This window comes from Streptomyces thermoviolaceus, assembly GCF_045209695.1.
GTDB lineage: Bacteria > Actinomycetota > Actinomycetes > Streptomycetales > Streptomycetaceae > Streptomyces > Streptomyces thermoviolaceus.
Genome location: NZ_CP109280.1, coordinates 459,167 through 484,037, shown reverse-complemented (window position 1 = coordinate 484,037; position 24,871 = coordinate 459,167). Strand labels below are relative to the sequence as shown.

The window sequence follows — 24,871 nt, the reverse complement described above, 5'->3', positions numbered from 1 at the left end:
CCCCATGGTGCGCGACTACCTCATCATCGGAGCCGGACCGGCCGGACTGCAGCTCGCCGCTCTCCTCGAGCGCGACGGACGCGACTACCTCGTCCTGGAGCGGGGGAGCGGACCGGGAACGTTCTTCACCCGCTTCCCCCGGCACCGGCGGCTGATATCGATCAACAAGGTCAACACCGGGTACAAGGACCCGGAGCTGGCCCTCCGCATGGACTGGAACTCCCTGCTCACCGACGACCCCGACCTGCTCTTCACCCGCTACAGCGAGCGGTACTTCCCCCACGCCGACGACCTGGTGCGCTACCTCGGCGACTTCGCCCGGCGCAGCGGTGTGCGCGCCGAGTACGGCGTCCGGGTCACCCGCGTCCGCCGCGACGGCGACGGTTTCTCGGTGCACGACGACACGGACCGGACCTGGCGCGCCCGGCGTCTCGTCGTCGCCACCGGCCTCGGTCTGCCGAACATCCCCGCCATCCCCGGCATCGAACACACCGAGCAGTACGCCGACTTCGACACCGACCCCGCCTCCTTCACCAACCAGCGGGTGCTCGTCCTCGGCAAGGGCAACTCCGCGTTCGAGACCGCGGACTCCCTCATGGAGAAGGCCGCCGTCATCCACGTCGCCGGACCGCACTCGGTGAAGATGGCCTGGACGACCCACTTCGTGGGCCATCTGCGCGCGGTGAACAACAACTTCCTCGACAGCTACCAGCTCAAATCGCAGAACGCCGTCCTGGACGGCACCGTCGAGCGCATCGAACGGCGGGCCGGCGGCGGCTACCGGGTGCTGTTCCGCTACGCCCGCACCACCGAGCGGCTCCGCGAACTCCACTACGACCGGGTCGTGGTGTGCACCGGATTCCGCTTCGACGCCTCGCTGTTCGACGCCGACTGCCGGCCCGACCTCGTCATCGACGACCGGTTCCCCGCCCAGACCTCCGCCTACGAGTCGGTGAACGTCCCCGGCCTGTACTTCGCCGGCACCCTCACCCAGCAACGCGACTTCAAACGTTCCACCAACGGCTTCATCCACGGCTTCCGCTACGGCGCCCGCGCCCTGCACCGCATCCTGGGCGCCCGCCACCACGCCACGCCCTGGCCGTCCCGCACCCTGCCCGCCGATCCCGAGGCCGTCGCCGATGCCCTCGTCGAGCGCGTCAACCGCTCCTCCGGCCTGTGGCAGCAGTTCGGCTACCTCGGCGACGTCGTCACCGTCCACGACGACCACGCCCTGTACCAGGAGGAGGTCCCCCTGGACTACGTCACCGACGGCGGACTCGGCCCCGCCGCCCACCGGTTCGTCATCGACCTGGAGTACGGCCCCGGCCACGACCACGCCGACCCGTTCGACGTCACCGTGCCCCGCGTCCGCGAGAACGACGCCGAACACGCCGAGGACTCCGTCTACCTCCACCCCGTGGTGCGCCACTACCGCGACGGCGCCCTCGCCGGCACCCACCATCTGGCGGAGAACCTGGAGAACGACTGGGACATCCCGTCCGTCCACCGCCGGCCGCTCGCCGCGTTCGTGAGGGCCTGCCTTGGCTGAGCAGTTCCCCGGCGCCGTGCTCGACCTGCTCGAGGCGGCGGGCGACCGCCCCGTCTTCGAGCACGGCGACCGGGTCGTCACCGGAGCCCACCTGCTCGCGCAGGTCCGGCGGGTGACCAGCGGCCTGCGCCGCCACGGCGTGCGCCCCGGCGACGGGGTCGCGCTGCTGCTCGGCGTCCACCCCGAGGCGTTCGCCGCCGTCCTCGCCGCCCACGCGGTGGGTGCCCGTGTCGTCGGGCTGCGGCCGGGACTCACGGAGGGCCAGCGCCGGCATCTGCTCGCCGGCACCGCCTTCCGTGTCACCGACCGGCCCGACGGCACGGCCACCGGCGCACCCGGCGGCACGGTCCTGGCCCTCGACGGCCTGCTCGCCGCCGAGGACGACGGCCGCCGCCCGCAGATCTCGGGCCGCCCGCAGGACGTCGCCCGGCTCATCCACACCAGCGGCAGCACCGGACGGCCCAAGGCGTGCGCCCAGACCTACGCGGCGATGACCGCGGCCTGGACGCTCCACCCCGACCGCTGGCCGCCCGCCGTCCGCGAACTCGCCCCGCGCCTGGAGCGGTTCCTCGTCTTCGGCACCCTGGCCAGCCAGGTCGTGATGGAGTACGGACTGCTCGCCCTCGCCGCCGGCGGCACCCTCGTCACCGCCGAGAACCCGGCCTTCCCCGACAGCCTGGTGCGTCACCGGGCCACCGGCAGCGTCATCACCGTGGCCCGCCTGAACAAGCTCGTCGCACGCGTGCGGGAGCGTCCCGTGGACCTGGGCTCGCTGCGCGCTCTGATGGTCTCCGGTTCGCCGATCGGCCCCGCCCGGCTGCGCGAGGCCGCCGAGGTCCTCGGGCCGGTCGTCTTCCACGGGTACGGTCAGACGGAGACCGGCATGATCTCCATGGCCACCCCGTACGACGAACCCGGCTCGCTGGGCGTCCCCCCGGTCGACGTGGAGGTCCGCGACGCGGAGGGGCGGCCGGTGCCGCCGGGCACGGACGGCGAGCTCTTCGTCCGCACCCCCTCCCAGGGCTGCGGCTACTGGAACGAACCCGCCCTGAGCGCCGAGGTGTTCACCGACGGCTGGGTCCGCACCCGGGACATCGGCCACCTCGACGACCAGGGCCGGCTCTGGCTGACCGGGCGGGCCCGCGACGTCGTCATCGTCAACGCCCAGGTGCACTACGCCGGCCCCGTCGAGCGGGTGCTGGCCGCCCACCCCGCGGTGGCGGAGGCGTACGTCGTCGCCGTCCCCGACGACACGACCGGCGAGGCCGTCCACGCCTACGTGGTGCCCCGGCCGGGCCGCACCCCGCGTCTGCAGGAGCTGCGCGCCCTGGTGGCGGCCGAGCTGGGCGAGGCCACCGCCCCGGCCCGGCTCACCCTGATCGACGAGGTGCCGCTCACCCCCGCGGGGAAACCCGACAAACGGGCCCTGGCGGCCAGGGGGTAGCCGCTCGCCGCACACGTGTCACGGGCTCCGCCGGCACACACCTGGTGCGCCGGCGGAGCCCGCCGGTGTTCCGGCGGCTGTTCACCCGGCCGGGGACGGCACCGCCGCCGGCCGGGGCGGGCGGCTGCCCCGTGCCCGCTCCCGCCGGTCCAGCCACGCCAGCAGCGGCGCGGTCATCACGGTGGTGACGACGGCGACCACGACCAGGGCGCTGAACAGCGCCTGCGTCACGATGCCCGCCGCCAGGCCCAGATTCAGCGCGATGAGCTGCATCAGCCCCCGCGCGTTCATCAGCGCCCCCACCCGCAGCGCCACCGCCGACGGCTCCCCGGTCAGCCGCGCGGCCAGCCAGCACGCGCCGAACTTCCCCACCACGGCCACCAGCACGCAGCCCAGGGTGAGCAGCAGCACCGGCCCGGAGCCCAGCAGGGCGAAGTCGGTGTTCAGTCCCGAGTAGGTGAAGAACAGCGGCAGGAACACCGTGCCGACCGGCCTGAGCGTCTCCACCGCGTGGTCCAGCCGCTGCGACCGCGGGAAGACCAGCCCGAGACTGAACGCGCCGAACACCGCGTACAGCCCGATCTCGTCGGTGTACCAGGCCACCAGGAACAGCGCACCGAGCAGCACCGGCAGCAGGCTCTCGGGCGCCACGCGGTCGGTGAGCCGCACGGTGCGGCCGCGCAGACGTGTCACCACCGCCAGCACCGCGACGAGCCCCAGGGCGCCGGCCACGGCCAGCGTCACCAGATCCGCGCTGCCCCCGGAGATGCTGAACACCCCCGCGAGCAGGATCCACGCCGCCGCGTCGTCCACCGCGCCCGCACCGAGCGCCAGCGACCCGAACCGGGTCCCGGTCAGGCCCCGTTCGGCGATGATCCGGGCGAGCATCGGGAACGCCGTCACCGCCAGCGCCACGCCCACGAACAGCGCCGACACCAGCAGCGACACACCCGGCGCCAGGGTGCCGGTCCGCGGCCCGACGGCGGCGATCAGCGCCGCCCCCAGCGCCACCGGCACCAGCATCCCGGCCAGGGACACCAGCCCGGCCGGCCGGGCCACACCCCGCAGCCGGTCCACCCGGAACTCCCAGCCCACGTGGAACATGAACACCACGAGGCCGATCTGCCCGACCACGTACAGGACTGGCCGCACCTCCTGGGGGAACAGACCCGCCTCCACGTCCGGCAGCAGGGCGCCGAGCACCGACGGCCCCAGCACCACACCCGCGAGCATCTCCCCGACCACGGGCGGCTGCCCCAGCCGCCGGACCAGCATCACCACCAGCCGGCAGACGGCCAGGACCACCACCACGGCGAGGAAGAACCTGGGGGACAGTTCCGCGGGCGTCATCCATGGCCTCCTGCGGTGTGGGCGACCGGGCACCGGTCGGGCGGGAACTGGGCGAAGTACCGTGTGGCGAGTCGCTGCCGGCGGGCGTGCAGCACCATCACCGTGCCGAGCACCAGCTGCCGCACCCCCCGGGTGACGTCCTCCACACCGTCGCGCACCCGCAGAAAGGTGCGCAGCGGCGCCAGACGCGCTCCGGGCTCCAGACGGCGCGGGATCAGCAGACACGGTGCCCGGTGCGGGATGGACCGGGTGTGCGAGACCGTCGAGTCCAGCCGGAAGCGCCGCAGCACCTCCCGCACGGCGGCCCGCAGCACCAGCGGCGACAGCCGCCACGCCGGGCACGGGCGGTTGGCCGCCACCCCGAACGGGATGTGCGGGACGTCCCGGGCGGACAGCGACTCCCAGCGGTCCGGGTCGAACACCTCCGGTCGCTCGTAGCCGCCGGCGTGGTAGTCCGGGTAGCTGAAACACACCACCGATCCGGCCGGCAGCGTGGTGGTCTCGTCGAGCGGGATGTCGTCCGTGGTGATGCGGTGCGCGATCCCGAACAGCGGGTACAGACGCATCGTCTCGTCCAGCACGTGGCTCAGATACCGGTCGTCGTCCGGGTGCTGGGCGACCCGCCGCTGCACCTCCGGGTGGCGGGCCAGGGCCAGCAGCAGGTGCGCGGTGGCCTCGGAGAGCTGCACGACGGCCGTGTTGAAGAACGTGCCCTGCAGATAGAACACCTGCTCCTGCACCGACAGCGACGCCGGCAGCCGGTGCGGCACGTCCCCGGCCGTCACCCGCTCGCGCAGATAGGCCGTCAGCCGCGCCCTGCGCCGCGGATGACGCAGCGAGGTGCACTTCAGGGCGTCGATGACGTCCCTGGCATGCGCGACGATCAGCCTCCGCACGTGCGGCGGGCACGGCTCGCGGAACACCAGCCCGTAGCAGAACTCCGCCCAGGCCGGCATCACCAGGTCGCGCAGCCGCACCAGGCTGATCCGGTCCGCGGGCAGCGCGTCCAGGACGCCCGCGACCGCGCGGGTCGCCGCCGCCGCGAGACCGGCCGAACTCCCGGCGAGGATCCGCCGGGTCGTCGCGGCCACCTCGTCGTAGCGCGGGCCGGCCTCCAGATGCTCCTGGTGCACCTCCGGTCCCGGCGACAGCCAGTACCAGAACAGATCGGACAGCCCCGCCCCGGCGCTGCGGCCGCCGGCGGCCGGATGGGCGTACACCCGCTCGAACACCTCCCGCCCCCACATCGCGTTGGGCAGCGTCAGCGCCCGGTCGCCGTTCACCTTCTCGAAGATGCGCATCCGCAGCGCCACCACGGCGCGCGGCAGCCACCACGTGTCCGCTTCCCGTGCGCCGCTCACCATGTTCCGCTCCTTCGGACCACCATGTCCCGTGTCAGATCGGCGTTACGGGCACCCCCGCACAGCGTCAGCGTGTGCGCGTAGTCGTCGCGCAGCTCCGCCAGGACCCGGCGCACCCCGGCCTCGCCGTCGGCGGCCAACCCCCACAGCACGGGACGGCCCACCCCGACCGCGGCCGCGCCCAGCGCGAGCGCCACGGCCACGTCGCCGCCGCGGCGCACCCCGCCGTCGAGCAGCACCGGCACCCGGCCCGCCACCGCCTCGGCGATGGCCGGCAGGCAGTCCACGGCGGCCGGCACGGTGTCGCACTGGCGGCCGCCGTGGTTGGAGACGACGACACCGGCCGCCCCGTGCGCGACGGCCAGCGACGCGTCCGCCGGGTACAGCACCCCTTTCACCAGCACGGGCAGCGCGGTCACCGCCCGCAGCGCGTCGAAGTCCTGCCAGGAGATCGCCGGGGACATGGGGATGTCGGTGAGGCCGCCCGGCGGGGCACCGGGCAGGTCCCGCATGTTCTCCGCGGCGTAGCCCGGCGGCAGATCCGTGAACCCGTTGCGCAGATCCCGGGGACGCCGCCCGAACACCGGTGCGTCCACAGTCACCACCAGCGCCGTGCACCCGGCGTCCTCCGCGCGTCGCACCAGCGCCTCGGTGACCTCCCGGCGCGGATGCAGGGTCAGCTGGAACCACACCGCCGCACCGGCCGCAATCTCACGGGCCGCCGCGACCACCTCGCCGACCGGGACGGTCGCGGCGGTCCCCGTCACCAGGACGGCGCCCTCCGCCGCCGCGGCCCGCGCCGTGGCCCGCTCTCCGTCCGGATGCATCAGCCGGTGGAACGCGGTCGGCGCGACCAGCACCGGACCCGCCGCGGGCGCACCCGGCAGGTCGACACGTATGTCCCGCCGCGCGGCGCCGCGCAGCACCCGCGGCAGCAGCGCGTACCGGTCGAAGGCGCGCTCGTTGTCGGCCAGGACCCGTTCCTCGCCGGCGCCGCCCGCCACGAAGTCCCAGTACACCGGGTCCACGGTCCGGCGTGCCGTCTCCCGCAGGGTGTGCAGCGCCGTCACGACGCCACCGCGGCCGTCGGGCCGCACCGGTCGGCGAGGAACGCGCGCAGCGGAGCCCGGTGGACGTCCTCGCTGTCCCACTGGTTCTCCAGGTTCTCCCGCAGGTGGTGCTCGCCGGTCTCCCGGCCGTCGCGGTACCAGCGCACCACCGGATGCAGATAGCGGCTGTCCAGCCCCGAGGCGTCCTGCTGCGCGGGACGGGCCGCCGCCACGTCGAACGGGTCCACCCGGTCGTGGTCGGCCCCGTACTCCAGGGTGATCACCGCATGCGCGGCCACCGGGCCGAAATGCCCGGCGCGGACCGCCTTCGGCACCTGGGCGACCGGGACCTCCTCGGCATAGCGCATCGTGCCGTCCGGGGCGAGCAGCAGCACGTCCCCGAGGACGGCGAACTGCTGCCACAGCGCCGAGGACCGGTTGACCCGCGTGATGACGCGATCGACCGCCGCCTCGAGGTCCCCGCCCAGCTCCACCACCGGCCACGGCTCGCCGTGGTGACGCCGGCGCAGCTCCCGGTGCAGGGCGCGGACCGTGTAACGGAACCCGTGCACGAAACCCGTGGTGGACTTCTTGAAGTCACGGCCCTGCGTCAAGGTTCCGGCGAAGTACAGCTCCGGCACGTTCACCGACTCCCCGACGGGAGTCACGGCGGGGAACCGGCCGTCGACCACGGTCTCGGGCGTGCAGCTGCCGTCGAACACCGACGCGTCGAACCGGAACCCGGTCGCGACGATCACCCGGTCGTAGCGCAGGTCCTTCACCACCTCGTCGGCCCGTTCGAAGGCCACCGGCACACGGAAGCCGTCCCCGTCCCGCCGGATCTCCAGCACCCGCCCGTCCAGCAGCGCGTTCTGCGACTTGAGCTGATAGGTGTCCAGGAAGTTGTTGTTCACCGCCCGCAGATGCCCCACGTAGTGCGTCTGCCAGGCCAGGCGCAGCGAACCGGAGCCGACGAGATGGATGACGGCCGCGTGTTCCATCAGACTGTCGGCGGTCTCGAACGCGGAGTTGCCCCGCCCGATCACCAGCACCCGCTGGTCGGTGAAGGACTCCGGGTCGGTGTCGAACGTGTCGTAGCGTTCGGCCAGTTCGATGCCGGGGATGTCCGGCAGGTTCGGCAGCGGCACCCCCGTCGCCACCACCACGCGCCGTGCCCGCCAGGTCCCCCCGGAGGCGTCGGTCACGGTGAACCCGCCCTCGTCGCGCGAGACACGTGTCACCTCCGTGCCGTACCGCACCCGCACCCCGGTGCGTTCGGCGAAGTCCCGCAGATACCGGACCATGTCGTCGGCCGGCGGGAAGTAGCGCCGGCTGTACCGGGTGAACAGCAGCTCCGGATCGTCGCTCAGCAGCGAGTTCCAGTCCATCCGCAGCCGCAGCTCCGGATCGTCGTACCCCGTGTGCACCTTGTTGATCGAGATGAGGGTGCGGTGCCGGGGGAACCGGGTGAAGAACGTGCCCGGAGTGCTGCCGCGTTCCAGCACCACATAGTCCGCACCGTCGCGTTCCAGGAAGGCGGCGAGCTGAAGGCCCGCCGGCCCCGCTCCGATGATCACGTAGTCGTAGGCCATGGCCCGGAACCTAGCCAGCACATCTCAAAGCGCTCTGAGATTGCACGCCTACCGTGAGACACGTGCTGACCACGGACACCGTCTCGCTCTCCGACCCCCTCGACCCCGCCGTCCTGCGCCGCGCGGCCGGCCTGCTGACCGTCACCGTGGACGACGCCTCCCGCGCCCGGCTGGCGCAAGGGCACCGCGTCTTCCGCACCCTGCGCGACGGCGACGGCACCGGCCCGCAGCGGCCCATCTACGGCGCCACCACCGGTTTCGGCGCCCTCGTCGGCTACGCCGGGCGGGCCGACGAGGCCGACCAGTGCGACAACACCCTCGCCCACCTCGGCGCCGGCCAGGGCCCCGACCTGCCGCCCGGCGTCGTGCGCGCCGCCCTGCTGATACGTGCCCGGTCCCTCGCCCAGGGTGTGTCCGGGGTCCGTGCCGACGTCGTCGAACGGCTCGCGGAGATGTTCGCCACCACGTTCACCCCCGCCGTCCCCCGCTACGGCTCCGTCGGCGCCAGCGGCGACCTCATCCCGCTCGCCTACGCCACCCAGGCGCTGCGCGGCCGCGGCCACGCCTACGCCGACGGCCGCCGCATGCCCGCGGCCGAGGCCCTCGCCGCCACCGGACTGCGCCCCCTCGCCCTGGACGGCCGCGACGCCCTCGCCCTCGTCAACGGCACCTCCGTCACCACCGCGGCCCTCGCCCTCGCCCACGACGCCGTCCGCACCGCCCACCGCTCCCTGACCGCCCTGACCTGCCTGCTCGCCGACCTCCTCGGCTGCGACACCGGCTTCCTCGACGCCGACCTGATGCGTGCCTACGCCCACCCCGGCGCCGGCGGCACCGCCGCCCGCATGCGGCAGTGGCTGGAGGGCACCGAGCCGTCCGGGACACGCCCGCTGCAGGAGCCGTACAGCATCCGCTGCTCCCCGCAGCTGCTCGGCGCCGCCGAGGACGCGTTGCGGTACGTCGACACGGTGGTCGCCGCCGACCTGGCCCAGATCAGCGACAACCCGCTGTTCTTCCCCGGCACGGCGGGCGAGGGGAAGGTGGTGCACGGCGGCAACTTCTTCGGGCAGCCCGCGGCGTTCGCCGCCGACCTGCTCGCCTGTGTCACCGCCCAGCTCGGCAACCTCGCCGAACGCCAGCTCGACCTGCTGGTCGACCCGCACCGCAACGGTGGCCTGCCGCCCCTGCTCGCCACCCGGCCCGGCGTCCAGCACGGCCTGCAGGGCGTGCAGCTGGCGACCACCGCCTTCGTCGCCGAGATCCGCCGCAACGCGACCCCCGCCGCCATGCAGAGCCTGCCGACCAACCTGCACAACCAGGACGTCGTCCCCTTCGGCACCCAGGCCGCCCTGCGCGCCCACGACATGGCCGAGCTGCTCGGCCTGCTGTGCGGGTCCCTCGCCCTCGGCCTGCGCCAGGCCGTCCACGTCGGCGCCCGCCGGCCCACCGCACCCCGCTGCGCGGACCTCCTCGACGCCCTCAGCGCCGCCATCGACCCGGTCGACCCGGACCGGCCGCTGGACGCAGACGTCCGGACAGCGGCACGACTGCTCGCCGACCGCGCACTGCCCTGAACGCACCGTTCGCGGCCTGCTCCGACGGCGGGCTCAGCGGCAGCCGCAGGGTGAACCGTGCCCCGTGCCCCGGCCGCCCGTCCGCCGTCACCGTGCCGCCATGGTCGGTGACGACCTCCCGCAGCAGCGCCAGCCCCAGCCCGAACCGGCCGTCACCGCCCCGGTGGAAGCGGCGGAACAGCCCCTCGGCCTCCCCGCGGGCGAAGCCGCTTCCGGTGTCCGCGACCGTCAGCACCGCCGAGCCGTCCGCACGGGACAGCACCAGGTCGATCCGCCCGCCGCGCGGGGTGTGCGCGATGGCGTTCGCCAGCAGTTCCCCGACCGCCCGGCGCAAGGCGGACGCGACCCCGTCGACCCACAGCGGGAACGGCGGGCCGTCCACCCGGACGGTCAGCCCGCGCTCCCGGACCCGCTCCTCCTCCTCGGCCGCCGCCGACCGCACCAGGTCCACCAGGTCCACCCGTCGTCTCGCCCGCCACGCCGGACCCGCCGCGAGCACCGCCGACGACAGCAGATCGTCCAGCACCTCGCCGAGCCGGCCCAGGGAGGTCACCAGCAGGCGCAGACCGTCGCGGTGCGCCGCCGGCAGCCCGTCGGCCGCCGCCCGGCGCGCCAGCACCTGCGCCCGGGTGTGCAGCTGGGTGATCGGCGTGCGCAGCTCGTGGCTGGCGTCGGCGACGAACCGCCGCTGCCGGGCCAGCGCCTCGGCCAGCGGAGCCACCGCCCGGTACCCGAGCACCAGACCGGTGACGGCGGTGGCGACCAGCCCCACCGCCTCGGCCAGCACCAGCGCCGACAGCAGGTGACCGCGGTCGGCGAGCTGGAACCGCAGATCGAACACGGCCTGCACCACGTCCCCGTTGTCGCGCACCTGCGTGCGCACCAGATAGGTGGTGTCCCCGCGGCGCACCGAACGCTCCACCGGCTCACCGGTCGACCGCACCCGCCGCAGATCGCCCTCCAACGGGAACCCGACGGGCGCGTTCGGCAGCACGGGCGCACCCGGCCCGTACAGCCACATGCACCCGGGCGGCCGCGACAGGTCCGCGTGCGCGGCACCGAACCGCACCTCGCGGCGCACCTGCTCGTCCTGCGCCCGTGCCGTCACCAGGTAGGCGACGGCGCCGACGAGCACGATCAGCAGGGTGATGACGGCACCGGTGGTCCACACGATCCGCCACCGGGCCCGGCGCACCACCAGCTCCTCCTCGCTGCGGCGCGGCCCTCTCACAGCGACCCCAGCCGGTAGCCGACCCCGCGCACCGTCCGCACCGCCTTGCGGCCGAGCTTGCGGCGCAGGTAGTACACATACGTGTCGACGATCGACGGGGCGTGCGCCTCGTCGAAGACCGTACGGCGCAGCTCCGCCCGCGAGTACACCGCGTCGGGCCGGGTGGCCAGCGCCCACAGCAGCTCGAACTCCCGCGCGGCCAGGGAGACACGCTCGCCGTCCTCGAGCACCACCTCCCGGCGCGATACGTCCAGCCGGCCGGAACCGATCCGCAGCACCTCGCTGACGTCCAGCGAGCGTCGGCACAACGCCCGGAGCCGGGCGGTGAGTTCGTCCAGGTCGAAGGGTTTGGCCAGATAGTCGTCGGCACCCGCGTCCAGCCCGTCCACCCGGTCCGGCACGCTGCCCATGCCGGTCAGCAACAGCACGGGTGAGCGCACCGGACGGGACCGCAGCCGGCGCAGCAGATCCAGACCGTCCAGCACGGGCAGCCGCCGGTCGATGACGAGCACGTCGTACGTGCGGGTGAGCCCGAGGTGCAGTCCCCGCTGCCCGTCGGTCGCGACGTCCACCGCGTACCCCTCGTCCCGCAGGACCTCGCTGAGCATCCCGACCAGCTCCCGGTCGTCCTCCACCAGCAGTAACCGCCAGGGATCCCGCATGTGCTCCTGCGTCACTGTGCCTCCCTCGCCGCGTTTCTCGCGCCTGTCAACGCCTCTGCGGCATGCGGGAGTTCCGGAACCGGAGCCGCTCAGGGCAGGGGCTGTGCCGAGACGGCCGCGGACCGACGGGATCAGGCCAGGGCACACCTGTCCGTGAGGAGCCGCCGACCCCGAGTGCGCCTCGTGACGTGATGCTGCCGAGGCACACCCGGGGCCGGGGAGCGGGGTCAGGAGCCCAGTGAGTCCAGGGCGTCGGCGATCGGACGGCCGCCGCCGGTCACCTCGAAGGCGCGGCGGACGGTGGCCGGATGCCGCAGTGAGGAGACCAGCACGGTCGCCAGGTCCTCACGGCTCAGCGACCCCTCCTCGACCTCGTCGCCCACGGTGACGCGGCCCGCGGGGGCACTGTCGTTCAGCCAGGGCGGCCGGACGATCGTCCACTCCAGCTCCGACTTCTCCAGATGCGTGTCCGCGGCGAGCTTGGCGTGGCCGGTGGCGCGCAGGTACCCGGGCAGCCGGCTGGGGTCGGCGGTGCCCCACATCGACAGCTGCACCCAGCGCCGCACCCCGGCGGCCACCGCCGCGTCGACGGCGGCGACGATGCCCTGGTGGTCGATGAGCTCGGCCTGCCTCCGGTCCATGCTGCGGGTGGCCGCCGTGTTGATCACGGCATCCGTGCCGGCGAACGCGTCGCCCAGGGCGGCGCCGGGCGCCGCGAGGTCCACGGCGGCGATCGCGACGCCCTCGCCCAGCAGCTTCTCCGCCCGCGCGGCATCACGCACCGCCGCGCGGACCGTGTGCCCCTCCTCCAGCAGCTGCCTGACGACACGCCGGCCGGTGTTGCCGGTGGCTCCCAAAACGGTGATGTGCATGTGCCTCTCCTGGTTGTGGGTTGTCAGATGCCGACGGTGGCCATACGGGGCGGGTCGTACCGTTCACCCGCCACGACCGCGGCCGGTACGGCCGCCTCGATCACGGCCAGCTGATCGGCCGTCAGGCCCACCGTCAGCGCGCCGAGGTTCTCGTCGAGGTAGGTGCGCCGCTTGGTGCCGGGGATCGGGACGATGTCGCTGCCTCGGGCCAGCAGCCACGCCAGAGCCAGCTGGGCGGCCGTCACCCCGAGGCCGGCGGCCAGCCCGCGCAGTGCGTCCACGAGCCGGAGATTTCTGTCCAGGTTCTTGCGGCTGAACCGCGGGGACAGGTGCCGTACGTCATGGGACGGCAGCGCTGTGGTGTCCGTGATGCGGCCGGTGAGCAGACCCCGGCCCATCGGGCTGTAGGCCACCAGCCCGATGCCGAGTTCCCGCAGGGTGGGCAGCAGCGAGTCCTCGATGTCGCGGGTGAACAGCGAGTACTCGTACTGTCCCGCGGTGACCGGGTGGACGGTGTGCGCCCGGCGCACTGTGCCGGGCGCCGCCTCGGAGATACCGAGATGCCGCACCTTGCCGGCCGCGACCAGTTCGGACAGAGCGCCCCAGGTCTCCTCCACGGGCACCGTCGGGTCGACCCGGTGCTGGTAGTACAGGTCGATGTGGTCGACGCCCAGCCGGAGCAGCGAGGCGTCACAGGCGGCCCGCACGTACTCGGGGCGGCCGTTGACGCCCTTGACCGTGCCGTCCGGCAGTCGTTCGATACCGAACTTGGTGGCGATGACGACCTCGTGCCGGCGGCCGGCCACGGCCTTCCCGACGAGGCGTTCGTTGGTGAACGGGCCGTACATGTCGGCGGTGTCCAGCAACGTCACGCCGCTGTCCAGGGCACGCCGGATCGTGGCCAGGGACTCCCGGTCGTCAGGCACACCGTAGTGGTCGCTCATGCCCATGCAGCCGAGGCCGAGTGCGGACACCTCCAGACCGGCGAGGAATCGGCGTTCCATGTGCTCTCCCGTGTTCCTGTGCGGATGATCCCGTGTTGTTGCGCGGAAGTTCCTGCCGCGGACAGATGCCCGCGCTCAGTAGCGGCGCAGCACGAAGCCGTCCCGGGTCTGCGCGCCGCCGCTTCCGAACAGGACGTTGAGGTTGCTGCTGAGCACGTAGTCGCCGGACGGGGTGACGGCCACCGTGGTGGGTGCCGCCTCCGGCGACTCCTGGACGCTCACGGTGCGGCCGGTGTTCCACCCGTCGTCCGAGGCGAGCCGGAAGACCCCGTCGATGCCGTCGGAGCGGATGGTGTTCGTCGCCGCCCACAGGGTGCCGTCCGAGGCGAGGGCCATGCCGTCCGCGCCGGGGATGCGCTGCTCCAGGTCGACCTCACGGACGTCGTCCGGCCTGTCCAGCGGGACACGGAAGAGCGCCCCCGTGTCGTAGCGCACCACGAGCAGGTAGCCGTCGGGGTGGTACACGATGCCGTTGACACCGACGTTGGGCAGGCCGTTCTCGTCCGCTCCGGCGTCCAGCGCCGGGTCGTAGAGGAACGTCGACGCCCGGCCCTCGGGGGTGACCTTGAAGATGTGGCCGGAGAAGGAGTCCGTGACGTAGGCGTTGCCACGCGGGTCCAGGGCGATGTCGTTGGCGAGATGCAGACCGGGCGCCGCGCCGAGGTCGATACGTCGCTTCAGCTTCCCGGTCCGCAGGTCGTAGACGGCCAGTCCGGCGTGACGTCCACGGGTCTCGGGCGTGGAGCCGACGCTGAGCAGGGCGTCGGGGCCCGCGTAGACGTCGTCGTAGGTGACGAGAAGACGGTTGCGCGGAACGTCGACGCGGATCCCGCCGGTCGCTATCAGCTCGGGGTCGTCGATCAGGGTGCGGGGTGTGCCGTCGCCGCCGACCACCGACACGGTGCCGTACCGGATGGAGCCGATCAGGAAGGCCGAGCGCGTCGGGTCCCAGACGACGCCCTCGGGGTGGATGGCCTGTCCGGATCCGGTGATCAGATCCGGCAGCGCCGCGTGGGCCGTCGCTGCCCCGGCGCCGGCCGTGTGAGGCGTCACGGGGCCGGCGACTGCCGTGGAGGGCATCAGGAGCGTGGCGAGGGCGAGGGCGGCGGGCACGAGTGCGCGGTGCAGGCGTCGGATTCGTCTGGTCATGGCAGTGCCTTTTCGGTGTAGGAGCCGGGGAAAGGGGCCGGGGCCCCGGGACGATGGCCGCATGCGCCGTTCTGACGAGAATCGGCCGCCGCGGGCGGGCAGAGGGAGCAGGAATTCATCCGGGCGGGGAAATCCGCCGACGGAGGTCAGGACGCGCGATCGACGGGTCCGGAGAACAGCCGGTTCACGGGGGCGGCCGGGGATTCCACGAAACTGTGGTTCCCTGCTTTGTCCGACAGGATCGCCTGATACAGGTTCTGGAGTTCCGTCGAGGGGTCGAGCCCGAGTTCTTCCCTGAGCAGATTCCGCATGTCGTGATAAGCATGCAGAGCGTCGGCCCGCCGTCCGCTGCGGTACAAAGCGGTGATGAGCTGTCCATGCAGCCATTCATTGAGCGGATGACAGGCCACCAGTCTTTTCAATTCGGCTGCGATCTGACAGTGCAGGCCCATGCGCATATCGGCGTCTATGCGCAACTGGAGGGTGCGCATGTGCAGCTCCTCGAGATGCCGCACGTGCTGGGTGAGCACCGGACCGCGGGTCACATCGGTCAGTGGGTCTCCGCGCCACAGCGCGAGGGCCTGCCGGATCAGCCGCGCACCCTCCACCAGCTCGCCACGGTTGAGCAGAGCCTCTCCCTGGCGGGCGAGCTGCTGGAAGACCTCGGTGTCCACCTGTTCCGGCAGCGCGCGCAGCACATACCCGGTCGACCAGGTCTCGATCGGATCGTGCGCCGTTCTCTCGCCGAGCGCCTCGCGCAGCGATTTGCGCAGGTGGTACACGTGTGTTCGTACCGTTGAGAGCGCTGTTTTCGGTGGCTCCTTCCCCCATAGTTCGTCCACCAGTGTTCCGTGCGACACCACCGATCCGGGCCGGAGCGTCAGAAGGGTCAGCAACTGGCGGACTTTCGGGCCTCGTGGCACGGTGATCGTCTCGGAATTCCAGGTGAGATTCAGCGGCCCGATGATGTTGAACCGTAGCATTGTGATCCTTGAGTTCGCGCTTACTCCGGCATCGTGTGTTCGAGGCTCACACATGCGCCGGGCGCTATCAAGGGATTACAACGAAGGTTGATTCGCGAGGGGATTCTTCACTGTGTCGACTTCGTGATTCTGTGTGTTCTTTCCGTCTGCTGTACGGTGCGGATGTATCGCTGGGCACGGGAAGCGAGAGCGAAATCCACGGGAGCGGGCGGGTCCGACGTCCGGCCGCCGTGCACCGGACGGCGGACCCGTGAGGAAGGAGCCGGCCCCGCCGTCGGCACCGGCCCTCGGTCAGGGGCGAAGGCCGCTGCAGCGACGGGTCCTGGCCGCCGTACCGCAGGCGTCCGCCCCGGTACGGCCCCGGACCGCGCTACCCCGCCGTTGCGGGGGCCTCGGTGCGCTCGCCCTCCTTCGTGTCCGGGTCGGCGTCGCCCGGACGGTCGGTGAGGATGCGGTGCAGGACCACGGCGCTGACTACGCAGATGGCAGCGGCGCACCACAGGACGATGCGGAAGCCCTCGGTGTACCCGGTGCGGAGGAAGTCCGCGAACTCGGCGCGCAGGCCGGCGGCCGCTTGCCGGACCGGGCCGTCGACGTCGCCGCTGGTGACGCTGTCGGCGACCTCACGGGTGCGCAGAGCGGTCCCGGCGGTGAAGCGGGACAGCCCGTCCCCGATCCGGCTCTGGACGAGGGAGACCAGGGCGGCCACCATGCCCGCCACGGCGACGGCCTCGCTGGCGAGCCGGATGGTGTTGAACATGCCGCTGGCCATGCCGACCTTGGCGGGCGGGACGGTGCTCACCGCGGCGCCGTCCATCAGGCCGTAGATCAGGCCGATGCCGGTGCCGACCACGATCAGTGGTCCGGCCAGGCCGAGCAGGCCGATGCCCGGGTGAACCACCGTCAGCCAGGCGCAGCCGGCGGCCACCAGCATCAGGCTGGAGCTGAGGACGACGCGCATGCCGACCCCGGCCTGCACCAGACGCCCGGCGACGAGCGGGAAGAGCAGGACCGGAACGGTCAGCAGCAGCATGGTCAGGCCCGCCGTGCCGTCGCTCTGCCCGTTGGCGCCGACGAGGTAGGACGGCAGCAGGACCATCAGGCCGACGAAGCCGAAGGAGACCGCGGTGGCCAGCAGGTTGACGGCCAGGAAGCGGGGCTCCCGGAACAGGCTCAGGTCGAACATCGGCATGCGCTGGCGCCGCTCCACCGCGACGAAGGCGGCCAGGAACACCACGCAGCCGAGGAAGAGCCCCAGCACCTGCGGGCTGGCCCAGCCCCACTGGGGCCCTTCGATGACGCCGAGGGTGAACAGGAACAGGCCGACGGTGAAGGTGACCGTGCCGGGCCAGTCGACGGAGTTGGCGTCCGGGTCCTTCGACTCTTGCACGAGACGGAAGCCGGCCAGGGACAGCGCGGTGATGACGACGTGGATCCAGAACACCGAACGCCAGCCGAGCGCGGACGACAGCAGGCCGGAGGTCGTCGGACCCAGCGCGAGACCCGCGCCGATGGTGACCCCGACGAAGGCGAACGCCTTGGTCCGGGCGGCGCCTTCGTACATGTTGGCCATGACCGACACACCGGCGGTCATGATGCAGGCAGCGGCCACACCCGAGACACCGCGCGCCACGTCGAGAACGACGACGTGCGGGGCGAGCGCGCCGATCAGCGACGAGACGCCGTACAGGGCGACACCGAAGGCGAAGACCCGCTTGCGGCCGATGCGGTCGGCGATGGAGCCGGCGGCCATCATGCAGCTGGCGGCCATCACGTTGTAGGAGTTGACCACCCACTGGAGGGGAACGACGCCGGCGTCCAGGTCGCGGCCGATCGCCGGCAGGGCGACCGGAGGGCTGCTCAGGCCGTAGGGAACGATGAAGACGGCCAGGCACAGGGCGAAGAGGGTGAGGCCGGCCCGTGGAGGTGCTTCACGGGCGGTGACGGCAGTCATCGGACTGCTGCTCCTTCCGAGGTGAGACGGGGAGGGGGACGGCCGGGCGGCGAAACCGCCGGGACGGGTTCCGCCGCCCGGGCACACGGACCGGTCAGCGGTCGCGAGCCGGGAGAGTGCGCAGCCACTGCGACAGGGTCTGCAGGAAGCGGTTGTCCTCCCAGCGGGCGTACACCACGTCCTGGTGGGTCAGCGCCGTGTCGGAGTACAGCGCCAGTTCGGGGATCCGGCTGCCGGCGGCGACCGAGGCGGCCGCCTGTCCGGTGGTGCCGTTGGTCAGGCCCGACTGGAAGGCGTACAGCGGGACGTCGATGCCGCTGGTGTGGGCCAGCCGGAGGCCGAGCCGGCGGGTGACGTCGGTCTCGGTGAAGGGCAGCGCCGCGACGTAGTCGAGCAGCACACGGTTGAGCGTGTACCACAGCCAGGCGCCGGGCTGCGGTCCGGCGAACGCCTCGGCGATGGTGGCCAGGCTGGTGGGGCCGCCGTCCTTCCAGGCGCCGCTGTCCTCCAGCGTGCCGGCCCGCACCGAGAACGAAGGGTGGGCGCGCTCGGCGTCGACCAGCCAGCCCAGCAGGCCCGCGTTGGTCAGCTTGCGGTCGGTGCGGACCGCCTCGGGCAGCCGGTCGGCGAGCACAGCCGGGGCGTCAGGGTCCGCCAGGGCGTGCTGAGCCGCCAGCTGGAACCAGACAGCGGCGTCCTCGGGCCGGGTGCCCAGACCGACCGTGGTGCTGGTGTAGTCCTCGAAGACCGCTCCCTGCTCGATCTGCGCGAGCCAGCCCTCGGCGGCGGCCAGCGGCAGGTCGAACTTCAGACCGGCGCCCTCGAAGGCGTTGTGCACCCCGCCGTCGACGACGGCCAGGCCCGCCAGGTCGCGGTGGCCGGGAGTGCCGTCGAAGTCCCAGGCGGCGTAGGACAGCGCGGCGGTCGCGCCCACGGACACACCGCCGAGAACGACCTCGCGGCGCCCGCCGTCACAGGCCGCCAGGATCACGCGCCGCAGGTCCTCCACGAGCACGGCGAGACCCCACTGCGCCGCGTACAGGTGGTCCTTGGAGTCACTGGCCCGGTACCGGCCGCCCAAGTAGTACTCGGTGGCCTCCTCGGGGCTGCGGGAGAAGCCGGAGAGATCCGCGAGGTTCTGCTCGCGGCGGTCGACCGCCCACACCTGGAGGTCGTCGGCGGCCTTGGCCAGGCAGCGCGCGGTGTGCCGGAAGACCGCGGCGCCGCCCTCGCGGCCGCCCACCCACACCAGCACGCGCCGGGCGTCGGGCCGGCCGATCTTCAGGACGCCGACCTTCTGCAGCTCAGCGGGGCCGCTCGCGGTGACCCCGTCGTGGAACTCGTACGTCTCCATCCAGTCCTGCTGGCCCTGTGTCACGAGACGACACTCCTTGCTGGTTGCAACTCCATCAGTAGTCGGTACATGACTGTAGCCGAGATCGACGAAGATGCAACATCATGTTGCAAGTAGGCCAGTACTTGCTACTCGGATGTGCGTTGATAAAGTCGGTAGACGCCGAGAGCCGGGCAGAAAGGCGGGAACCGTGCCGGACACCACAAGTCAGCGGCCACTGCGTGCGGACTCCGAACGCACGGTCCGGCTGATTCTGGAGACCGCGGAGCGCGTGCTGAGCGACGACCCCGCTGCGAGCCTGGCCCAGATCGCGGCCGCCGCGGGCGTGGCCCGCACCACCGTGCACCGGCGGTTCGTCTCCCGCGAGGCCCTGCTCGACGCGCTGGCCTCGCACGCCTTCCGGCAGGTCGAGGAGGCCATCGACGCGGGACGGCCGGAGACCGCACCGCCCATGGTGGCGCTCCACCAGGTCACCGCGAACGTCATCGAGGTCAAGAGCAGCTGGCGGTTCGCCGTCCACCAGCCCCAGCTGCGCGACCCCGAGGCCATCGCCGCGCACGAGCGCATCTTCGCCAAGGGCATGAGGCTGCTCGAACGCGCCCGCGACGCCGAGCTGCTGCGGCCCGGCGCGGACCTGCCGTGGGCGCAGCGCGTGTACCACGCGCTGATCGAGCAGGCGATCCAGGAACGTGCGGCCAGCGGCCTCGACCCGGACACGCTCGCCGCGGCCGTCGTGGACACACTCCTGAGAGGTGTGGGTCCGCTGAAGCGGTGAGCGGACCGGGCCGTCGCCCACCGGGAATTCCCGGGTTGCCGCGCACTGCCTGCGCGGATCCGCGGACCGGGCACGCCCTTGGTCGGCGTGCGGCAACGCCGTGTGGGCGGCACCGGAGCGGTACCGCCCACACGTGTGAGGGGAAGACGCGACGGGGACGCCGGATCAGGCGCGCGGCGCGGGCTTGGGCGCGCCCTCCAACGGCTTGTCCCAGGCGCCGAGCTGACGCATCAGCTCCAGGTCGTCCCGGACCGCCCAGTGCTCGACGACCTTGCCGTCGGCGATCCGGTAGAGGTGGATGTGCTGGACCCGGACCCGCTTGCCGGTCGCGGGGATCCCCATGAAGTCCTTGACCTGCCGGCCCGTGAAGATCACCCGCAGGGCCGCCTTGTCGCCCTTGGCGAAGGAGTCGACGATCTCCCAGCGTGCGTCCTCCCAGACACCGCGCATCCAACGGGCGGTGTTGGCGTAGGCCTCCGGCCCGCGGGGCGAGCCCTCCGGGGCCTCCCAGTCGATGAAGTCCTCGGCGACGAGCCGGTGCGCGGCCTCCTCGTCCCCGTCGTTGAAGATCAGCCCCATGTCCACGGCGATCTTGCGGACGTCCTCGTCGGTCAGGGCGTGGGTCGTCACGAGTTGCTCCTTGTCGTTCGTCGCTGTTCGGCGTTCTTCGCCGTTGTTCGTCGTTGTTCGTCGTTGTTCGTCGGTCAGGGGTGCGGTGGTGCGGTACGTGGGGCGCGCGGTGTGCTGCGGCGGACCGCTGCGCTACTGGCCCATGGCGAGGCCGCCTCCGACGGGAACGACGGCCCCGGTGACGTACGAGGCGCCGTCGCTCGCCAAGAACCGGACGACCTCGGCGACCTCCTCAGGGGTGCCGGTCCGGCGCAGCGGCGTCTGGCCGAGCAGCTGCTCCCGCCGCTTGTCGGTGACGTGGCGGATCATGTCGGTCTCGATGAGGCCGGGGGTGACCATGTTGACGGTGATGCCGCGCGACCCCAGCTCCCAGGCGAGCGAGCGGGTCAGCCCCAGCAGTCCGGACTTCGACGCGGCGTAGTTGGTCTGGCCGGGTGAGCCGAGAAAGCCCATGACGGACGACATGAAGACGATCCGGCCCCGCCGCGCGCTGATCATCGACCGGGCGACCAGGCGGGCCATGCGGAACGCTCCCACCAGGTTGGTCTGCAGCACATCCTCGAAGTCGTCGTCACGCATCACCGGGGCCAGTCCGTCCCGGGTGATGCCGGCATTCGCGACGAGCACCTCGACGGGGCCGTACTGCGCCTCCACCTCGGACACGGCGCGCTCGGCGGAGCCGGGGTCGGTGACGTCGCAGCGCACGCCGAAGAGCCCCTCGGGCGGTTCCCCGGTGCGGTGGGTGACGGCGACCTTGTCGCCGCCCGCGCTGAACGCGCGCGCGACGGCGAGCCCGATCCCCCGGTTGCCGCCGGTGATCAGAACGGTTTTCGACACGGTGGTCTCCTGTGGTCGGGACAGCTGAGGCAAGGCGGTCCGGTCGAGCGGCGAACCGGTCTAGGCATCGGACGGCGCGGTCAGCAGCGGACGCAGCCGCGCCGCCGCCTGCTCGGCGCCGGTGAAGTGGACGGCCTGCCAGCCGGCTTCCTCGGCGCCCGCGCAGTTGGCCGCGGAGTCGTCGATCAGCACGCAGGCCTCTGCCGGTACCCCTGCGGCCTCCGCGGCGATCTCGAAGATCCGCCGCTCGGGTTTGCGGCAGCCGACCTCGAAGGACAGGACCAGCGCATCGAAGAGGCCCGCAGGGTCGATCATGCGGCGCCATTGCCGGTCCCAGGCCGGGGGCATGTTGGACAGCATGCCGACGAACACACCCGCGTCGTGCAGCTCGCGCAGGAAACGCAGCCACGCGTCGTTGGTCTGCCGACCCCGGAACCATCGCTCGCCGAAGCCGGACAGGTCGGCCTTCACCCCGGCGTCCCGGGCCAGGACGTCCGCCATGCGCCGGGCCCACTCCTCCTCGCTGAGCAGCGGAGTGTCCAGCGGGGCCATCACGTCCGCGCCGAAGGGCCGGGCCACCTCGGCCATCGCTGCCCGGAACGCGGCGGCGGGCAGTCCCTCACGGTCGCAGAAGGCCTGCAGGTCACGATCGATGGGTGGGGTCAGTACGCCTCCGAAGTCGCTCCACACCGCTCGGACGACGGGCGTCGCGGTCATGCCTCCTCCTCGCCGGCCGCGGGGCCGAACCGCAGATCCGTCTCGGCCACCGTCGCCCCGTTCTGCCAGAACTCCACGAGCAGGCCGTCCGGTGCCGGCCCGGCGGCGCCGGGCCGGGCCGTCCTGGTCGTCACCGTGACGGAACTGTCCAGTTCGACGAAGCGCGTGAAGCGCGCCGTGCACGCGGTCACGGGCGCGGCAACGGGCACGCCCGCCAGATGGGTCAGCTGCCGCGCCGCCTCCACCAGCACCATGGCCGGGATGTGGTCGTAGGTGTGGTCGAACAGGCTGCGGTTCTCCCACCGCGGCTCGACCGGTGCGGACAAGGTGCCGCCCGCTGCGTGCTCCGGTTCGCCCAGCACGACGTTGAGCGGATTGGCCCGCCCCACGGCGGCGGGGTCCGCGGGCCGTCCGGTCGCGGTGGTGTCCAGGTCCTCGGTGACCGGGGGAGCGGACCGGCGCTGGAAGAAGCGGAGTCTGCGGTAGTCCTCGTCCACCACGGTGCTGGTGTCGATGCCGATCCGGGCGGCCTGCCGTCCGGCCAGGCTCGCGGTCACGTCGAAGCGCAGCCCGCGCAGCCGTGCGTCCGTGCCCTCGTCGCGCACGGCGCTGCCCGCCAGGACCAGTTCGCCGGGCCGGGTCCCGGCCTCGAGGGCGTCCTGGTCCGTGATGCGGACCGAGAGACCGTTGACGAGATGGACGGTGTCGCGGGACACCCCGTAGTACAGGTGTCCGGCGGCCGTGCACGCCTGCCGGGCGGCCTCCAGCAGGAGCAGGAAATCGAACGTGGCCGGCCGGCGCAGATGGTCGCCGAAGTAGCCGTGCGAGAGCGGAAGCTGAGCCCCGGCCAGAAACGCGTCGCCGTCGCGCCGCAGGTCGGTGACGAGTACCTCGCTCACCGCGGCGCGGTGCACCAGCCGTCGGTCGACGGTGCGCGCGAACTCCAGCCCGGCATCGCCCGCTGCGGGCGGCGGTGGAGGATCCGGTGTCACCGCGTTCTCGGCGACTTCGGTGGCTGCCGTCATGTCGGAACTCCTTGTGTTTCGGTGCCGGCACGATGCTCCGGGGCGCGCATGAAAGGCGTATAAAGAAGGCGTGAAAAGCCGGTTCGGGGTCGTCTGCTGCCCGTGGCACCGGCGGTGTGCGGCCGCTTTCCCGGTACCTGCTTTTTCCTTCACCCGTCGCACGGGCGCAGCGTCCCGCGGATCAGCACGGAGAATTCTGAAAAAGGACCGGGAAGGGACGTCCGTCCACGACACCGGTGGAAATGAACAAACGGCAGGCGGCCCGCCGACGGGACCACCGTGACAGCAGCGGTGGATCCCCTCGGCGTGCTCGTCGTGTCCCACGAGGCACGCCGAGAGGCCCGCCCGGAAACCCGGGCGGGCCTCTCTCGGCCCTCGCTCGCCGCCACGCGGTCCGCGCGGCCGTCGCTCAGCGACGTGTGGCCTCCACGACCGCGCACGTCCAGGTGAAGCCCGCGCCGGCGTTCAGCAGCACGGCGATCTCGCCGGGCCGCAGGACCTCCCCGTGCAGCACGTCGTGCAGACCGGCCGCCAGGTCCCCGGTGCCCAGATGACCGGTGTCCGTCCCCCAGTCGGCCATGGGGACGGGCAGCAGCGCGCTCAGGACCGGAATCCAGTCGGCGTTCAGCACCTTGGCGCCGAGCCGGGGCAGCACGGCCAGGCGGATGCGCGGATCGTCCGGGCGCACCCCGGCGTCCTGCAACGCCCGCCGCAGGACGTGCCGGATCATGTCGCGGTTGATCTTCTGGAAGTCGTCCGTCCCGTGTTCCCTGAGGTAGGTCCGCTTGGTGCGGCGCATGTCGACGACCGGGGAGACGTCCCTGGGCAGCCGCGCGAAGGGGTCGTTCCCCCGGTGCATGCCCTCCAGCTGCGGTGCCGCCGCGCTGTGCAGGGAGCGCAGCAGGAGCGCATCCGAGGCGGCGGCGGGCTGCCGCAGCAGGACCGCCGTGCCCGCGTCCCCGTAGGCGGCGCCGTAGTCGCTGCGCCAGCGGTCGAAGCCCGGCGGGACGAACCGGTCCGCGGTGGTCACCAGGGCGTACCGCACGCCGGTCTCCAGGGACATCCGCCCCACGGCCAGTTCCAGGGCGGCCGCTCCGCCGTTGCAGATCTGCCGCACACCGACCGGCAGGGCGGCGTGCGCGCCCAGCTGGTCGGCGATGTAGTGAGGCGGGGACCACAGGTCGTGCCCCTGGTAGTACATCCACGCGTGGCACAACAGGGCGAGGTCGCCGGCGACCGCCTCCGACCGGCCCAGGGCCTCGGACGCGGCGCGCACCGCCATGTCGGGAGCGGACACGTCCTCGGCCACGGGCAGGTGACGGTGTCCCAGGTCGCGTGCCACCCGTGCCTCCAGCCGGCCCTCGGCCACCGCGTCGGCGGCCGTGTCGCGTCCGTGGGGAAGCCACAGAGCGGCCGAGACGATACCCACGGGTGTGTGCGGTCTCATCGGTGCAAGCCCCTTCACCTCGACAGCCGGACGCCACCGTCCCGACGTCCCGCATTCTCCGGAGGGGACGTCGACGGCGCATCAAACCTGGATGGAAATGGACGCCGCATAAAACCGGAATGGAATACGGATCGCAGCGGCCGGACTTCTGTAGGCGGGCTGTCGTCGTCGTGGCAGCATGCTCGGCGAGGGCGACGGAAATGAACGGAACCGTTTCCGGGTCGTCGTCGCGCTCCTATGTCCGCATCGCGCTTGCGTCCGCAGATATCCGCGGTTCCGCCGATCTGCAGATAGATCCGCGGATCCGCAGAT

21 protein-coding genes are annotated in these 24,871 nt (G+C 72.4%); 4 read left to right on the top strand and 17 right to left on the bottom strand.

Translation table 11 applies throughout. The features are described 5' to 3' along the window. Window positions 1–4: 4 nt before the first annotated feature. Together OG899_RS02190 and OG899_RS02185 are read left to right on the top strand one after the other, a co-directional pair. On the top strand, window positions 5–1,549 hold the full coding sequence (locus OG899_RS02190) for an NAD(P)-binding domain-containing protein (RefSeq protein ID WP_168130936.1): 1,545 nt from the start codon (window positions 5–7) through the stop codon (window positions 1,547–1,549). After that, complete coding sequence (locus OG899_RS02185) at window positions 1,542–2,993, top strand: class I adenylate-forming enzyme family protein (protein WP_168130937.1); 1,452 nt, start codon at window positions 1,542–1,544, stop codon at window positions 2,991–2,993. The genes OG899_RS02190 and OG899_RS02185 overlap by 8 nt, the downstream gene beginning before the upstream one ends. 81 nt (window positions 2,994–3,074) lie before the next feature. Here OG899_RS02185 and OG899_RS02180 read toward each other — a convergent pair whose 3' ends face one another. From OG899_RS02180 to OG899_RS02165, 4 genes are read right to left on the bottom strand one after another with little or no spacing between them, the layout of a single operon-like run. Then, the gene (locus OG899_RS02180; protein WP_168130938.1) at window positions 3,075–4,343 is read right to left on the bottom strand and encodes a cation:proton antiporter; all 1,269 of its coding nucleotides are present in this window, start codon (window positions 4,341–4,343) and stop codon (window positions 3,075–3,077) included. Next, window positions 4,340–5,707 carry a cytochrome P450 gene (locus OG899_RS02175; RefSeq protein WP_168130939.1) on the bottom strand — a complete coding sequence of 456 codons (1,368 nt, stop codon included), beginning with the start codon at window positions 5,705–5,707 and terminating at the stop codon, window positions 4,340–4,342. Before OG899_RS02175 ends, OG899_RS02180 begins: the two co-directional genes overlap by 4 nt. Continuing rightward, window positions 5,701–6,774: an alpha-hydroxy acid oxidase gene (locus tag OG899_RS02170; protein WP_168130940.1), complete on the bottom strand. Its 1,074-nt coding sequence runs from the start codon at window positions 6,772–6,774 to the stop codon at window positions 5,701–5,703. The genes OG899_RS02175 and OG899_RS02170 overlap by 7 nt, the downstream gene beginning before the upstream one ends. Continuing rightward, window positions 6,771–8,345, bottom strand: coding sequence for an FAD-dependent oxidoreductase (locus OG899_RS02165; RefSeq protein WP_168130941.1), 1,575 nt, complete (start codon window positions 8,343–8,345; stop codon window positions 6,771–6,773). Before OG899_RS02165 ends, OG899_RS02170 begins: the two co-directional genes overlap by 4 nt. 62 nt (window positions 8,346–8,407) lie before the next feature. Here OG899_RS02165 and hutH point away from each other — a divergent pair, with 62 nt between their 5' ends. Next, window positions 8,408–9,919: a histidine ammonia-lyase gene (gene hutH / locus OG899_RS02160; RefSeq protein WP_168130942.1), complete on the top strand. Its 1,512-nt coding sequence runs from the start codon at window positions 8,408–8,410 to the stop codon at window positions 9,917–9,919. Here hutH and OG899_RS02155 read toward each other — a convergent pair. From OG899_RS02155 to OG899_RS02120, 8 genes are all read right to left on the bottom strand, one after another. After that, window positions 9,825–11,150: a sensor histidine kinase KdpD gene (locus tag OG899_RS02155; RefSeq protein WP_229813778.1), complete on the bottom strand. Its 1,326-nt coding sequence runs from the start codon at window positions 11,148–11,150 to the stop codon at window positions 9,825–9,827. The two genes, hutH and OG899_RS02155, sit on opposite strands and share 95 nt — an antisense overlap. Then, a complete protein-coding gene (locus OG899_RS02150; protein WP_168131023.1) occupies window positions 11,147–11,812 on the bottom strand; it encodes a response regulator transcription factor in 666 nt (221 codons plus the stop codon). Before OG899_RS02150 ends, OG899_RS02155 begins: the two co-directional genes overlap by 4 nt. A 227-nt stretch (window positions 11,813–12,039) precedes the next feature. Next, window positions 12,040–12,684, bottom strand: a complete 645-nt coding sequence (locus tag OG899_RS02145) for an NAD(P)H-binding protein (RefSeq protein WP_125498996.1) — start codon at window positions 12,682–12,684, stop codon at window positions 12,040–12,042. A gap of 23 nt (window positions 12,685–12,707) precedes the next feature. Then, complete coding sequence (locus OG899_RS02140; protein ID WP_168130943.1) at window positions 12,708–13,688, bottom strand: aldo/keto reductase; 981 nt, start codon at window positions 13,686–13,688, stop codon at window positions 12,708–12,710. Between the two features lie 75 nt (window positions 13,689–13,763). Then, entirely contained in the window at window positions 13,764–14,837 is a 1,074-nt protein-coding gene (locus OG899_RS02135) for an SMP-30/gluconolactonase/LRE family protein (RefSeq protein WP_185867901.1), read from the bottom strand. Window positions 14,838–14,983: 146 nt separating this feature from the next. Further along, window positions 14,984–15,820 (bottom strand): AfsR/SARP family transcriptional regulator, encoded by an 837-nt coding sequence (locus OG899_RS02130; RefSeq protein WP_168130945.1) that lies wholly within the window; start codon window positions 15,818–15,820, stop codon window positions 14,984–14,986. Between the two features lie 370 nt (window positions 15,821–16,190). Next, complete coding sequence (locus OG899_RS02125) at window positions 16,191–17,774, bottom strand: MFS transporter (protein WP_406310874.1); 1,584 nt, start codon at window positions 17,772–17,774, stop codon at window positions 16,191–16,193. A 94-nt stretch (window positions 17,775–17,868) separates the two neighbouring features. Continuing rightward, a complete protein-coding gene (locus tag OG899_RS02120) occupies window positions 17,869–19,152 on the bottom strand; it encodes an alpha/beta hydrolase (protein WP_356848628.1) in 1,284 nt (427 codons plus the stop codon). Window positions 19,153–19,318: 166 nt separating this feature from the next. On the opposite strand from OG899_RS02120, the gene OG899_RS02115 reads away from it, so the two are divergent. Next, window positions 19,319–19,903: a TetR family transcriptional regulator gene (locus OG899_RS02115; RefSeq protein ID WP_125499002.1), complete on the top strand. Its 585-nt coding sequence runs from the start codon at window positions 19,319–19,321 to the stop codon at window positions 19,901–19,903. Window positions 19,904–20,068: 165 nt separating this feature from the next. Here the strand turns inward: OG899_RS02115 and OG899_RS02110 are convergent, their stop codons facing one another. From OG899_RS02110 to OG899_RS02090, 5 genes are all read right to left on the bottom strand, one after another. After that, window positions 20,069–20,533, bottom strand: coding sequence for an ester cyclase (locus OG899_RS02110; protein WP_206345049.1), 465 nt, complete (start codon window positions 20,531–20,533; stop codon window positions 20,069–20,071). Window positions 20,534–20,665: 132 nt separating this feature from the next. Beyond that, on the bottom strand, window positions 20,666–21,370 hold the full coding sequence (gene fabG, locus OG899_RS02105; protein ID WP_125499003.1) for a 3-oxoacyl-ACP reductase FabG: 705 nt from the start codon (window positions 21,368–21,370) through the stop codon (window positions 20,666–20,668). 60 nt (window positions 21,371–21,430) lie between these two features. Further along, on the bottom strand, window positions 21,431–22,087 hold the full coding sequence (locus OG899_RS02100) for an HAD family phosphatase (protein ID WP_125499004.1): 657 nt from the start codon (window positions 22,085–22,087) through the stop codon (window positions 21,431–21,433). Next, window positions 22,084–23,112 (bottom strand): AfsA-related hotdog domain-containing protein, encoded by a 1,029-nt coding sequence (locus OG899_RS02095; RefSeq protein ID WP_125499005.1) that lies wholly within the window; start codon window positions 23,110–23,112, stop codon window positions 22,084–22,086. Before OG899_RS02095 ends, OG899_RS02100 begins: the two co-directional genes overlap by 4 nt. 409 nt (window positions 23,113–23,521) lie before the next feature. Continuing rightward, on the bottom strand, window positions 23,522–24,559 hold the full coding sequence (locus OG899_RS02090; protein ID WP_125499006.1) for a ketoacyl-ACP synthase III family protein: 1,038 nt from the start codon (window positions 24,557–24,559) through the stop codon (window positions 23,522–23,524). Between the last annotated feature and the right edge of the window lie 312 nt (window positions 24,560–24,871).

Coding starts and splice junctions, on each gene's coding strand:
- OG899_RS02190 (WP_168130936.1), top strand. CDS start 5: ATGGTGCGCGACTACCTCATCATCGGAGCCGGACCGGCCGGACTGCAG.
- OG899_RS02180 (WP_168130938.1), bottom strand. CDS start 4,343: ATGACGCCCGCGGAACTGTCCCCCAGGTTCTTCCTCGCCGTGGTGGTG.
- OG899_RS02175 (WP_168130939.1), bottom strand. CDS start 5,707: ATGGTGAGCGGCGCACGGGAAGCGGACACGTGGTGGCTGCCGCGCGCC.
- OG899_RS02165 (WP_168130941.1), bottom strand. CDS start 8,345: ATGGCCTACGACTACGTGATCATCGGAGCGGGGCCGGCGGGCCTTCAG.
- OG899_RS02150 (WP_168131023.1), bottom strand. CDS start 11,812: ATGCGGGATCCCTGGCGGTTACTGCTGGTGGAGGACGACCGGGAGCTG.
- OG899_RS02145 (WP_125498996.1), bottom strand. CDS start 12,684: ATGCACATCACCGTTTTGGGAGCCACCGGCAACACCGGCCGGCGTGTC.
- OG899_RS02140 (WP_168130943.1), bottom strand. CDS start 13,688: ATGGAACGCCGATTCCTCGCCGGTCTGGAGGTGTCCGCACTCGGCCTC.
- OG899_RS02135 (WP_185867901.1), bottom strand. CDS start 14,837: ATGACCAGACGAATCCGACGCCTGCACCGCGCACTCGTGCCCGCCGCC.
- OG899_RS02130 (WP_168130945.1), bottom strand. CDS start 15,820: ATGCTACGGTTCAACATCATCGGGCCGCTGAATCTCACCTGGAATTCC.
- OG899_RS02125 (WP_406310874.1), bottom strand. CDS start 17,774: ATGACTGCCGTCACCGCCCGTGAAGCACCTCCACGGGCCGGCCTCACC.
- OG899_RS02100 (WP_125499004.1), bottom strand. CDS start 22,087: ATGACCGCGACGCCCGTCGTCCGAGCGGTGTGGAGCGACTTCGGAGGC.
- OG899_RS02095 (WP_125499005.1), bottom strand. CDS start 23,112: ATGACGGCAGCCACCGAAGTCGCCGAGAACGCGGTGACACCGGATCCT.
- OG899_RS02090 (WP_125499006.1), bottom strand. CDS start 24,559: ATGAGACCGCACACACCCGTGGGTATCGTCTCGGCCGCTCTGTGGCTT.